The sequence below is a fragment of the Clostridium sp. DL1XJH146 genome (assembly GCF_054819755.1).
The window spans coordinates 66,622-80,074 of record NZ_JBTVVN010000005.1 but is presented as its reverse complement, the minus strand read 5'-3'; the positions used below and the strand labels follow the sequence as shown (position 1 = coordinate 80,074).

At 30.6% G+C, this 13,453-nt stretch carries 13 protein-coding genes; 10 read left to right on the top strand and 3 right to left on the bottom strand.

Translation table 11 applies throughout. The features are described from left to right. Window positions 1-81: 81 nt before the first annotated feature. Window positions 82-693: a LysE/ArgO family amino acid transporter gene (locus ACVHXK_RS04065; RefSeq protein ID WP_461205085.1), complete on the bottom strand. Its 612-nt coding sequence runs from the start codon at window positions 691-693 to the stop codon at window positions 82-84. Window positions 694-725: 32 nt separating this feature from the next. Further along, window positions 726-1,388: a class D sortase gene (locus tag ACVHXK_RS04060; protein WP_461205084.1), complete on the bottom strand. Its 663-nt coding sequence runs from the start codon at window positions 1,386-1,388 to the stop codon at window positions 726-728. 315 nt (window positions 1,389-1,703) lie between these two features. On the opposite strand from ACVHXK_RS04060, the gene ACVHXK_RS04055 reads away from it, so the two are divergent. The 4 genes from ACVHXK_RS04055 to buk all read left to right on the top strand — a co-directional run bounded on the left by ACVHXK_RS04055 (window position 1,704) and on the right by buk (window position 5,469). Continuing rightward, window positions 1,704-2,651, top strand: coding sequence for a hypothetical protein (locus tag ACVHXK_RS04055; protein ID WP_461205083.1), 948 nt, complete (start codon window positions 1,704-1,706; stop codon window positions 2,649-2,651). A gap of 544 nt (window positions 2,652-3,195) precedes the next feature. Next, window positions 3,196-4,101: a bifunctional enoyl-CoA hydratase/phosphate acetyltransferase gene (locus tag ACVHXK_RS04050; RefSeq protein WP_461205082.1), complete on the top strand. Its 906-nt coding sequence runs from the start codon at window positions 3,196-3,198 to the stop codon at window positions 4,099-4,101. A 53-nt stretch (window positions 4,102-4,154) separates the two neighbouring features. Next, window positions 4,155-4,367, top strand: a complete 213-nt coding sequence (locus tag ACVHXK_RS04045; RefSeq protein ID WP_461205081.1) for a hypothetical protein — start codon at window positions 4,155-4,157, stop codon at window positions 4,365-4,367. A 37-nt stretch (window positions 4,368-4,404) separates the two neighbouring features. Next, a complete protein-coding gene (gene buk, locus ACVHXK_RS04040) occupies window positions 4,405-5,469 on the top strand; it encodes a butyrate kinase (protein WP_461205080.1) in 1,065 nt (354 codons plus the stop codon). 202 nt (window positions 5,470-5,671) lie between these two features. Here the strand turns inward: buk and ACVHXK_RS04035 are convergent, their stop codons facing one another. Beyond that, window positions 5,672-6,058: a hypothetical protein gene (locus ACVHXK_RS04035; protein ID WP_461205079.1), complete on the bottom strand. Its 387-nt coding sequence runs from the start codon at window positions 6,056-6,058 to the stop codon at window positions 5,672-5,674. Window positions 6,059-6,438: 380 nt separating this feature from the next. Here ACVHXK_RS04035 and ACVHXK_RS04030 point away from each other — a divergent pair, with 380 nt between their 5' ends. The 6 genes from ACVHXK_RS04030 to ACVHXK_RS04005 all read left to right on the top strand — a co-directional run bounded on the left by ACVHXK_RS04030 (window position 6,439) and on the right by ACVHXK_RS04005 (window position 13,311). Continuing rightward, window positions 6,439-7,275, top strand: coding sequence for an MBL fold metallo-hydrolase (locus ACVHXK_RS04030; protein ID WP_461205078.1), 837 nt, complete (start codon window positions 6,439-6,441; stop codon window positions 7,273-7,275). Between the two features lie 255 nt (window positions 7,276-7,530). After that, window positions 7,531-7,812 (top strand): hypothetical protein, encoded by a 282-nt coding sequence (locus ACVHXK_RS04025; RefSeq protein WP_461205077.1) that lies wholly within the window; start codon window positions 7,531-7,533, stop codon window positions 7,810-7,812. 221 nt (window positions 7,813-8,033) lie between these two features. Continuing rightward, window positions 8,034-9,455: an ABC transporter permease gene (locus ACVHXK_RS04020; protein ID WP_461205076.1), complete on the top strand. Its 1,422-nt coding sequence runs from the start codon at window positions 8,034-8,036 to the stop codon at window positions 9,453-9,455. Window positions 9,456-9,535: 80 nt separating this feature from the next. Next, the gene (locus tag ACVHXK_RS04015; protein ID WP_461205075.1) at window positions 9,536-10,207 is read left to right on the top strand and encodes an ABC transporter ATP-binding protein; all 672 of its coding nucleotides are present in this window, start codon (window positions 9,536-9,538) and stop codon (window positions 10,205-10,207) included. Window positions 10,208-10,423: 216 nt separating this feature from the next. Continuing rightward, entirely contained in the window at window positions 10,424-11,872 is a 1,449-nt protein-coding gene (locus ACVHXK_RS04010; RefSeq protein ID WP_461205074.1) for a PASTA domain-containing protein, read from the top strand. Between the two features lie 602 nt (window positions 11,873-12,474). After that, window positions 12,475-13,311, top strand: a complete 837-nt coding sequence (locus ACVHXK_RS04005; RefSeq protein ID WP_461205073.1) for a hypothetical protein — start codon at window positions 12,475-12,477, stop codon at window positions 13,309-13,311. Window positions 13,312-13,453: the final 142 nt, after the last annotated feature.

The following is a 13,453-nucleotide window of genomic DNA, read 5'->3' as shown; positions in this document are numbered from 1 at the left end:
AAAAATTGTGCCTGCTAATAATGAATTATATTTGTTAGTCATTGTGATATCAATCCTTTTTTAAAAATGTTTTTTTAAGCATCATACTACTAATTGAATAAAAGAATATCCAAGTTTTAAGCCATAAAATACTAATATTGAGCCACAAATTATATTTATCCATTTAAGGATACTATTAAACTTACTACGGAATTTAGATACAAAAGTTGCCAGTAGATTGAACCATAAAAAGGATGCTAGACATACTCCTATAATAAAATAGTTTGACATATCAGGTGGAAGTGATGTTCGAAGTCCTCCTAATAATAGAGAACCATCAATTAGGGCTTGTGGATTAAGCCACGTAACGGCAAAACACGAGCCAATTATTTTAATTAATGAAGTATCAATATTTTCAGATTCCATTGTTTGTGAAGATGATCGGATAAGGCCAATGCCTATATACGTTACAACAATACTTCCAAATAAAAGTATTATCCCTCTCAATATAGAAAATTTATCAACTAAAAATCCTATTCCTAAAAAGCAGGAAATTGCTAGTGTAATGTCAAAAAAAATTGTGATAAATGCAACTTGGTACGTTCTAAATTTAGATTCTCGCGTGGCTGTGTTTATTAAATATAAGTTTTGAGTTCCTATGGGTGCTACATAGGCAATGCCTAACATTAATCCTTGTAATAAATATTTAAACATATTGTTCTCCAGTCTATAGTTTTAGGTGGTAATTAGTTTTCCACAAGCTTACCAATAGCGATAAATCTTTTTGGTGCTGACCCTATATAATAGAAGGGGTAGCAGGTTAAGAGTGTCAAGGCTGGGTAGTTATAATCCTTATAAAAAATAGGGTCATTTGGTTCTGTTATTTTTGTTTCTTGAATTATATAAGTAGATTTTTTTTCTTTGGTTTCTATGATTATGGTATCGCCAATTTCTATATTTTTGAGAAATCTAAATACGCCATCTCTGTGTCCGAGTATTAGGGAATTTCCTTCATCACCTGGGTAAGCGGTGTTGTAATAGTGTACTGCACCGTAGTCTAAATCTTTTTCAGTATGACCATCGATTAAGGCAACTTCTACTGAATCCTCCACATAAGTTAATTTACCAATTAAATTAACATCTGAGGGGATATTTTTTTGGCTAATACTTTGTGTTGAATTGTTATTTGTTGAGTCATTAGATTGGCTGCTTGGCTCACTATTTAATGATGGATTAGTATCTACATCATCTATACTAATATCATTTAGTTCATCCCATAAAGCTAATGTTTCAGTGGCTTTAGACTCATTTTTATATATTTTAAATAAAGAATATGCTACAAGGACAAAAGAAAATGTAAATATAATTATTGAAAATTTATATACAAATGATTTTTTTTTCTTTTTCATAGTAAACTCCTTCTTGCTGATTTTATATTTTAGAGAGTTGCTAGTAATTAAAAATTTTGCGTAGCAAAATCATCCTTAATTGTACATTGTGAATTGTGCATTGTGCATTGTTCTTAATACCTATATTATAACTTATTATATTACAATTTGTTAAAAGAAAATTTTCTTTTATGTTTGTATTAATAATGATATAATATGTTCAGCTATACATCATTAAGGAGTATACATTACTAAAAGTATATAAATTTTTATGAAAAAGATTTAGCTATATACCAAAAAAAGCTAGATTGAGACATTATATAAGGAGTGAATTTTTTGAAAAGTAAAGTTAAAATTTATTTTACAGTAATTATTATTTTGTCCATGATATTGACTGGGTGTGGGAACAAAGAAAAACAAAATAATAGTAATAATATGAGCAGTGACGTAGAAAATACACTAAGTGAAGATGAGACTGGTCAAACGATTGAAAATGTAGAAAATAATAAAGATGAAAAATCAAATGAGGATAAAGAAGTAGAAAATTCAGATAAAGAAGTAGAAAATAAAGAAGAAACAGAAGAAAAAGATATAGATTCTACAGAAAGTGGACAAGGTACTGAAGTTGAAAATAATAATGATTTATTAGCAGCACTTTTACCCTCAGAAATAGGGTATACTTGGAATTATACTGGTTCTTTCGATTATGAGCATACAGCTACATTAAATTCTATTGATAAGAAGGAAAATCAATTAATCTATTATGTTACAGGTGAAGTTAAAGAATATGTACAAGAAGAACTAGATGAGACTTTTATGGTAAATGAAGAACAAGTAGAAGGAGTACAAGGCAACAATGATGAAGTACAGCAATCTGAGGGAACACAAGAAAACCAACAAAATCAGGAGTATGATGAATTAGATAATTCTATAGATATTCAATATATTATAAAAGATGGAGCGCTAGTACAAAAGAAAAATTCTGTTGCTATGATGGATACATTCTTTGATGAATTAATTCTCATAAAAGTTCCATTAGAAGAAAACACAACATGGACTCAACGTCTTAAAGATGTTGAAGGAAATGAGTATAATATGAAAGGCACTATAACTTGGAAACGAGTTAAAAATGGTAAGACTTTATATACTGTAGAATATAAAGATATTGATGGAAATCGTTATGAAGAGAGAGTTATAGAGGAAGGGGTAGGAGTAATAAAATATTCCTCACAATATCCTTTAGATGGACTTATGATGGAATATGGATATAGTTTAAATCAATGATCAATGCACGATACACAATACCAATGCATAATGCATAATACCAATGCATAATGCATAATACCAATGCACAATGCACAATGCACAATGCACAATGCACAATCAAGTTCAAGAGATTAAGAGATTAAAAGATTAAAAGATTAAAAGATTAAAAGATTAAGAGATTAAGAGATTAAGAGATTAAGAGATTAAGAGATTAAGAGATAATAATAAAACAGGGTAGCCTTTTGAGAAGGTTATCCTGTTTGTTTTATTTATTAAGTTAGTCTGATTTTTGAATATTGGGTTATTATTAGTTGGAAGAGTTTTTTAGTTGCTTATATTTAAGAATAATATAATAAAAACAAAATAGATGAAACTATTGAAAATAAAGCACCTATTAGCATAATATAAATGAAAAATATATTTAAATAAAAGCAATATATTTGTATTTTGCTATAAGTTTTTTGTATAATAAAGATATAAGTGTTTCAATGATATGAATATTAACAATATTACGAAAAATGGTTTCAAATTAAGGAATTATAAATTGGGGAGGGTATAAATTATGGTATATTCTAATTTTGATGAGTTAATTAAAAAAGTACAAAGTCAGAAAATTCTTAAAAAAGTTGCAGTGGTAGCTGCGCATGATGAACATACTTTAGAAGCTGTGATGAGGGCTGTAGATGATAATATAGTAGAGCCAATTTTGATAGGTAGAGAAGAAGAAATAAGAGCAATTCTTAATAAATTTGGGAAAGAAATCAAGGAAGAGAATATTATTAATGTTCAGGATGACAGTCATGCTGCATGTAAAGCAGTAGAGCTTGTTCGTGCAGATAAAGTTGATTTTCTTATGAAAGGTAGAATACAGACAGCAGACTTACTAAAAGCTGTAGTAGACAAAGAAAAAGGACTTAGGACAGGAAATATAATGACTCATATAGCAATAAATGAGGTTCCTTCATATCACAAACTTATTGCAATAACAGATGCTGGTATGATGATGTACCCAGATTTAGCTAAAAAGAAAGGTATAGTAGAAAATGCTGTAAATACATTTTTAGCAATGGGTTATGAAAAACCAAAGGTAGCTGTACTTGCAGCTGTGGAGAAGGTTAATCCTAAAATGCCTGAAACTGTAGATGCAAATGAATTAAAGAAAATGAGTTTATCAGGTGAAATACCTAATTGCATAATAGAAGGGCCTATTTCTTATGACATAACTATGAGTAGGGAATCAGCTGAAATAAAAGGCTTTGAGAGTCCAGTTATTGAAGATGCAGATATATTAGTTGTACCTGATATTGCTTCAGGGAATATACTTAGTAAGGCACTTATCTATTCAGCAGGGGCTAAAATGGCTGGTTTTATAGTTGGTGCTAAGGTACCTATAGTATTGACTTCAAGAGGTTCTAGTAGCGAAGAAAAATACTTATCATTGGTATTGTCGGCAAATATAGATAGTTAAGACAATGCACAATGCACAATGCACAATGCACAATGCACAATGCACAATGCACAATGTACAATCAAAAGCAAAGTCAAAATCAAAGTCAAAATCAAAGTCAAAAGCAAGTCAAAAGCAAGTCAAAAGCAAGTCAAAAGCAAAAGCAAGGTCAAAAGCAAAAGCAAAAGCAAGGTCAAAAGCAAGGTCAAAAGCAAAAGCAAAAGCAAGGTCAAAAGCAAGGTCAAAAGCAAATCAAAGTCAAAATCAAATTAGAAAATAAACAATAAAATTAGTTCGGTAATTTAGTGTGAGGAGGATATTTAGATGACGAATAAAATACTTGCAATTAATCCTGGGTCAACATCTACAAAATTAGCTTTATATGAAGATGAAAAGGAATTATTCTGTGAAACTTTAGACCATTCAGTAGAAGAACTTAGAAAATTTGATAGAGTTCAAGACCAATTTAATATGAGGAAAGAGGCTGTTCTTACATTATTAAGTGAAAAAGGTTTTAAAGTAGAAGAATTAGCAGCGGCAGTCGGTAGAGGTGGGATGTTGCCACCAGTTAAATCAGGCGCATATATAGTAAATGATGCTATGGTAGATAGACTTACAAATAATCCAGTGGCAGAACACGCATCAAACTTAGGTGCACTAATTGCTTATGAAATAGCTAAACCATTGGGAATAGAAGCATATATTTATGATTCAGTTGCAGTTGATGAAATGACTGATATAGCCAGAGTGTCAGGATTACCAGAAATACCAAGAATTAGTTTGAGTCATGTACTAAATTCAAGGGCAATGGCTATGAAGGTAGCTAAAAAATATAATAAAGAATATAAAGAAATGAATTTTGTAGTAGCACATTTAGGCGGAGGAATTTCAATTAGTGCTCACAGACAAGGCCAAATGATAGATATTCTTTCAGATGATGAAGGACCTTTTTCACCAGAGCGTGCTGGAAGAGTGCCTTGTATTAAACTGGTTGACTTATGTTTTTCAGGTAAATACGATAAAAGAACTTTAAAAAAGAGAATTAGAGGAAATGGTGGAATAAAAGCATATCTTAATACTGTTGATACAAGAGAAGTTCAAAAAATGATAGAAGAAGGAAATAAAGAGGCAGCATTAGTATATGAAGCAATGGCGTATCAAGTGGCTAAAGGAATAGGAGATCTTTCTACTGTACTTAAGGGAAAGGTTGATGCCATTGTACTAACAGGTGGAATAGCTTATTCAGATATGATAACAGCTTGGATAAAAGAAAGTGTAGAATTCATAGCACCTGTTGAAATAATGGCTGGTGAAAATGAAATGGAATCTTTGGCTTTTGGAGCATTAAGAGTATTATTAGGAAAAGAAGAAGCTAGGACTTTTTCTTAACAAGAATGCTTCTACTAAAATATAAAAGGATTAAAGAGTTGAATAATTCTTTGAGTAGAAAAACAGTATTAATAAGTTGAAAAATCAGACTAAAAAAGTGTCTTATAAATTAGGTTATAAGACACTTTGTAATTACTATATATTTTAGTTAAAACATGAATTTTCTTAGTATAAACTCTAGAGTTTATTTAATTGGTAAAATTTATTTTACAGCTTTTAATTTTGTTAAATCAGACCAATTATTGGCTGTAATAATTTCTATACTATATAAATCTTTTTTCATAGAAACTACCTCGCCACGAACTTCTGCAATATCATGCTTAATATTTGCTACTTCTGATGACAATACTTCAGTTCTGTGTTCTAAAGCTCTTAGTAATTGAGTATGTTCGTCCTGAGTACTCTTAATTGAAGTGATATCAGACTTCATAGAAGTAATATCTGATTTCATAGAAGTAATATCTGATTTCATAGAAGTAATATCTGACTTCATAGAAGTAATATCTGATTTCATAGAATTCATATCTGACTTCATAGAATTCATATCACTTTGCATAGATTTTAGTATTGTTAAAATTTCCTTTTCCAATAATCTTTCACCACCTTATTAGTATTTATATTATATCATAATTACATACAAGTGAATATAGGATAAATATGTAAACATGAGGTGTAGGTCTACAAAAATAGTATAGCCAAAACAACAATATATATATGAACAATTGGTCGTTAATAAACAACTAAAAACGACAAATATAGTATAATATATTTAGTTGTAGGACTTGGCCTTATATTAATAAATTGTGGTGGAGTTCAACTAAATTATTTTTTCTGGAAAACCGTTAGATTATTAAATAATAAAGTTTTACAGAGGAATATTAGCAAAGGTGTACTATTGCAATTTTCAATTAAAACATAGATAATATTATATGAATAGTAGTTATATAAAGTCTAGTTTGGAGGGTGATTATGTCAATAAGGATTGTAACATTAATGGAGGATAGAGAGCTTAAGAATTCAGAATTAAAAAATGAACATGGGTTGTCTTTTTATATAGAAAAAGATGAAGAGATTATATTATTTGATGCAGGAAAAAGTGGAGACTTTATATATAATGCGGATAAATTAGGGATAGATTTAAAAAAAGTTAAACATGTAATATTAAGTCATGGTCACTATGATCATACAGGAGGCTTTAGAAAATTTGTTAAAGAATTCGGGAAAGATTTTATTCTTCACGTAAAGCCAGATTTATTTGTTCCAAAATATAATATAAAAGAAATACCATATAGGATTAATGGAAATAATTTCGATATCGAATATATAAATAAAGAAGAAATAAATATTGATTATGTAGTAGAAGATACTAAAGAAATTTTAGATGGTGTATTTCTACTAGCATCCTTTGAAAAGAAAAATGAAATTGAAAAAGTAGATTTTTCATTTGCAAGGAGATATGGAGAAGATTATGTTATTGATAGCTTTTCTGATGAGGTTTGTGTAGTAATGAAATCTAGTAAAGGCTTGATTGTTATATTAGGTTGTTCACATCCTGGAGTAATGAATATCATGGAAAGAATTAAAAAGGAATTTGATGAACCTATTTACTACGTAATAGGAGGAACTCATTTAAAAAAAGCCGAGAAAACTAGACTAGATGCAACATTTAATTATTTTGTGGATAGTAAAATAGAAAATATAGGCCTTTGCCATTGTACTGGTGAAGAAGTTGTTGATAAATTTATTGAGCAAGGGGATAACTTTTTTTATAATGGAGTAGGTAAAGAAATTATTATAGATAAATAAAACTAAATGAAAGACAATGGAGTATAAGGTGGCAGGCACAAAACGTGAGAATGTTGTATTGCATGCCTGCCACTAAATGTGTGAGTATTCAAACTTTTGTAAGTTTATTGTATAATTTTACATCAATATAATGATATTTGTGATATAATTAACATTAGTGGGGAATTTTGAAAATTAAAAACTATATTTACTTTATTAATAGGACTTAAGAATTTCTGGGGAGAATTCTTTAGTATTAATTTTCAGGAGGTTTTTATGAAAAAGAAAAATGGAAAGAAGCCTTGCTTATGGTGTATTGTTCCACAAGGGGTTATACTGCTTTATGCTATTTTTATGCTACCCTTTATTGTTAATGGGTTTTCCTTTAGTTTTTTAAGGAATGTTTGTTTTTGGGGTGCTATTTTACCTATATTTATTATTGTGCCTTTAACCATTTTTTGTATTAATGAAGAGAACAAGTTAGATGAAACAGAAAAAATGAATAAAACTCATGAAAAAGATATTGATCAGAAAAACTGTAGAACAGAAGAATTGTAGAATAGAAAAATAAAAAAATCTTATGAAGATTTAAATAGGAAGCTCCAAAAAGAAGTTTGCATTTACCAATAAGGTAATAAGTGCAAATTTTTTTTGCGTTTTTTTTGACAAATCACATAATTACACACAAGTTTTTATATTTGTTCCGAAATCATTTGTAATAATAAAATTAGATGTTAAAATAGCGCAAGAAAATTAGATATATATCAGGAGGTTTATTTATGAGGTTGTTTGATCATGGAATTAAAAGTTTGATACGTAGACCAGTAAAAACAATAATGTTATTTTCTATTTTCTTTATTGTATTTTGCTTGATGTTTACAGGATTAATAATTGAAAGTAGTATTGATGAATCAAAAGAGTATATAAGATATGAGATTGGCGCAGCAGTAGAATATCGAATGGATTATGATTCTGTAATGGAAAAGGGAGAAAGGCCACCATCTTTATCGTTGAGTGTGGCTGAAAACATAGCTAGTAACAGCTATGTTAAAGATTTCTTTATTACAGATTCAGCAAATGCGGATTCGGAAGATTTAGTTGCAGTTGAAACTCAAGAAAGTGCCGATGGTTTTTCAAGAAATGCAAGTAGTTTTACTTTGTATGGTACTAATGGAACTATACCGATAGACCTTGCCCTAGAAAAGATAGATCTAGTTGATGGTACACTTTTAAGTGAAGACAATATAGCAAATAGTGATTACGTGGTTATTGTTTCAGATGATTTAGCAAGCGAAAACAACCTTAGAGTTGGAGATTTAATAGACCTTGAAATATCTCAAAGTAGTAGCAACCCTATGACACAAAACAATCAAAAATCTTCACAGAATAGTACAACTTCTACGGATAGCAGTACAGCTGAATTTGAGATAATAGGAATTTATTCTTCTATTGAAGACGGATATAGTGAAAATAACATGTTTACTTCACTATCGGTTGTAAATGAATTAAAAGGAACAGATGGAGAAGACGAGACAACAGCAAGCATAATTTATTTATTAGATGACCCATTAGATGTTGATGAATTTGTAGAAGAAGCATCCCCTTATTTAACTTCAGATATGCATACACTTTACTCAGATAATGCAACATATGAAGAGCTAACTCAACCATTAGATTTGATAGCTTTTATAGCATCATTATTAATATGGGTTGTGTTTATAGCAGGTTCATTAATAATACTTGCAATTGTAACTATTTTTGTACGGGACAGAAAGTTTGAAATAGGACTTCTATTATCAAGTGGTGAAGGGAAAATGAAAATTGTATCCCAATTTATATTAGAAATATTAGTTATAGCAATAGTGGCATTTGGAATATCAGTTGGAGCTAGTAATTATGCCTCTAAAGGTGTAAGCAATTGGATTGTGGAAAATCAGTTATTAGCAGAAGATAGCTTAGCAAGTAGTACTTCTATAACAACAACTTCTAATGTTAGAAATATGAGAATGCCAGGAAGTAGTTCAAGTTCTGTATACGGTGACGTTGACATGAACTCTGTAGCATCAGAGTTTGATGTAGCATTAAGTGCAGATGTAATGGGAAATTTACTGCTTGTTAGTATTTTATTAGTATTAATAGGATCTACAATTCCGTTATCAGTAATAATGAGCTTTAATCCGAAAAAAATATTGCAGGACTGATTTAAACCAATGCATTATGCATTGTGCATTGATATTAAGATTTTACTCACACATTATGTTTTGGGAAGGGAGTTAGTTAAATGAAAGATTGTCTGTTTCAGTTGAAAGATATAAATTATGGGTATAACGATGGTGGTAAGAGACGTACTATTTTAAATGATTTGAGCTATGATTTTGAGAAGGGTAAGTTTTATACTATTCTTGGTCCTTCAGGGAGTGGTAAGTCAACTCTTCTTGCTATATCATGTGCTCTTGATCAGCCGGAAAAGGGAGAAGTTTTATATCAAGGAAAGAAATTAAAAGATATTGGATATACAAATTTTAGAAGAAATAATATTGCTATTGTGTTTCAGAAGTACAATTTGATGGATTATTTGACTGGTGTAGAAAATGTAGAGTCAGACATGATGATAGTGGATAATAAGGCTAAGGGAGATAGGAAGCAGATAGCATACAAAATTCTCGATAGGGTAGGCATAGTAAAGTCAAAGGCAGATAGAAGAGTAACTACTTTATCAGGTGGTGAGCAGCAACGTGTTGCTATAGCAAGAGCACTTTCAAAGGATGTAGATTTAATTCTTGGTGATGAGCCAACGGGAGCATTAGATACAGCAACAGAAAAAGAAGTTATAGGACTTTTTAAGACCTTAGCAAAAGAATATAACAAGACAATAATTTTAGTTACACACTCTGATGATGTTGCTAATGAGAGTGATATTAAATTGAGATTAAAAGATGGAAAACTAGTTTAGGGAGAGAAAAAATATAGCTGTGTGTTCTTATAGGTACTCAAAATTTCTAATTATAAAACAATAAAACAATAAAATAATATAACAATAAAATATAGTTGGTTTAAATAGTTTTTAATTAATTAAAGAAATTATTTTAGCATGCTAAAATAATTTTATCCTTAATTGTGTATTGTTAATTGTACATTGTGCATTAAGATTTTAGGAGGGTTTATATAAATGTCAGAAAAGAGTTTTTTAGATACTTTGTCGCAAGATACAAAACCAGAGAGCTTTGGTGAAGAAAAATTTGAATATGTAAAAGATAATAAACTAAGAAATAGGCTTATACTTATAGGATGTTCAGTGGCAATAGTGGTTTCAGCATATTTTGGGATTTCTTATTTTACTAATAGAATTGAAGTTCCAGAACTTGTTGGAATGAACATAAATGATGCATATACATGGGCTAGTAATAATGATGTAACACTAGCGATAGATGATGTTTATAATTTTGATGTGGATAAAAATGTAGTAATATCACAGGGAGTAGCACAAGAAGAAGTTATAAAAAAGAATTCTACATTAGCAGTTGAAGTATCTTTAGGGGCAGACCCTGAGGAATTGATTGTATTTCCTGATATTGAAGCAATGACCTATACAGAGATAGAGTCATGGATTGATGATAACAAACTTACAGGAATTACAATTACAACTGAATACAGTGATATAGTAGTAGAAGATGCTGTTATCTCTTATGAATTTGTAGATGGTTCGGAAGATGAATTTGAGAGAAAAAATAGAGTTAATGTTGTTGTTTCAGATGGGATTGAAGAATTATCAGAAACAGTAACAGTACCAGACTTTTCAACATATAAACAAGCAGAAATTGTTACTTGGGGAAGTGAAAATGGTATTGCTGTAGAGTTTGAAGAAGTCTTTGACGAGTATGTTCAAGCAGGGTCAGTTGCTTCACAAAGTTTTGCAACTGATGATGAAATGTATAGAGATGAAACGCTGCTAGTTCAGATTTCAAAGGGTGAAGCAGTTTATGTTCCTAATATTACAGCTATGACTAAAACAGAAGCTGAAGCTTGGGCTAAAGAAAATGGAATAACTCTAAATACAAAGGAAATTTATACTAATTCATATAGTGATGGAGACATATATAGTCAAAGTATTTCCAGTGGTACGAGCTTAGAAAATGGAGATAGTATAACTGTAAATGTGTCACTTGGAAAGGTTGAAGTAGCAAGTTTTGAAGGAAAATCAAAACTTGATGTTATGAAATGGGTTCAGGAAGTGAATGAAAATGGTGCAAATATTAGTGTAAGCTATTCAGAGGGTTATGGTACTGCAGGAAGTGTAGATAAAATTATAGGACAATCTATTAAAAATGATATGGTGAATACAGGAAAAGCTATTTCATTTACAGTATCAAAAGGTATGAAATTAGTAATACCTGATTTTACAGGAATGACTGAAGAGCAAGTTGAAAATCAAGCTAAGGATACAGGAATTGATTGCTTATTTGATTATGCGTATAGTGAACCTTCAGACCCGGATAATCTAGAATCAGCACCATTAGTAGAAAAAGGTTATGTTATAAGTCAATCAATTGCAGCAAACACCGTTACTACTGATGCTGAAAATATAACTGTTGTTATATCTCTTGGGGTAACGGATTAGGTCAATGAACAATGAACAATGCACAATGCACAATGCACAATGCACAATGCACAATGCACAATGCACAATCAAGAGCAAGGTCAAAATCAAATTAAGGTCAAAACCAAGATCAAATTAAGGTCAAAACCAGGATCAAATTAAGGTCAAAACCAGGATCAAAACCAGGATCAAAACCAGGATCAAAACCAGGATTAAAACCAGGATTAAAACCAGGATTAAAACCAGGATTAAAACCAGGATTAAAACCAAGATCAAGACCAAGATCAAGACCAAGATCAAGACCAAGAGCAATTTAGATTAATATTAATGTGAAAAAATAAAGGGATGCAAGACAAAATAAAGTTCACAGGTAATAGCGAACAAGTCATATTGCATAGTTAACAGTTTATAGGTTACTAAATTACGTTTACAGCAAGCAGTGTACAGAGTATATAGTGCACTGTTTGCTGTTTGTAATTGGGAATTTATAAGTTAAAGCTTACGAGGAGTGTTTTCCGAGTTTTGGTAATATAATTAAGGTTGTTTTAAGTTTAAGGAGATAAAATTATGGGTATAAAGTTATAGCTTTTTAAGTTTAATAGTATAAGGAGAGGGTGTTTGTTATGAATAAAAATAAAATAAGTAAAATAGTTGTTAGTTTTTTCCTTGTAGGAGCAGTTGCTTTTTCCATTTCGGGTTGTAGCAGCTCAGATAATAATTCTGAAGAACAAATAACTAATGAAGTACAAGAAACAGATACTGGTTCTTCTGGTGAAGTAGGGGAAGAAGAAAGTAACTCTAGCAAATCACAGGATAAAAATATTGAGGCTAAAGATAATCAGCAAACTAGGGAAGTAAACCAGGATAGGCAAATGCAAGAAGCTGAGGCTGACCCAGTTTTGCAAGCAGCAGCAGAAGCCATACTTTCTGACACAGATTTATTTGGAGAATTGAATGATGAAGTGAAAGAAACGATAATTACTACAATGCAACCAATGATATTTAGCATGTTAAATGAAAAACTAGGATTTTCATTGCAAAATGGTATAATTATAATAGATGAAGATTTGGGAATAGATATAACTATATATCAATCTGAGGATGCAGTAGGAGATGCAGAGTTGTTTGCTAATTCAGGTGATTTTACAAGTTTGGTATCTGGAGATAGGGTGGCTGATAGACAGATGAATAACGGTGAAAATGCAGAAATACCTCCTGAGGATGCAAACGGACAAGTACCAAACACCGAAGCACCAAATGGAGAAGCGCCTAATGATAAGGTAGCAAATGGACAACAAGCAAATTCAGGACAACGTACACAAGGAATGCAACAAGGGCAAAGTATGAATATTATGCCAGATATATCAAATTCAGAATCAAAAGTGATCGGGAACTATATAATATTTGCAAATACTGATAATAATGAAGAGGTATTCAGTATATGTGAGAGCAACCTTTAAGGGATATTTCTTGAAAGAAAAGAGTGAAGAGCTTTTTAAAAAAGAGTGCAGAGCCTTTTAAAAAAGAGTGCAGAGTGCAGAGTGCAGAGTGCAGAGTGAAGAGATAAAAAAAAATACAGAATACAGGATACGAATACACAAT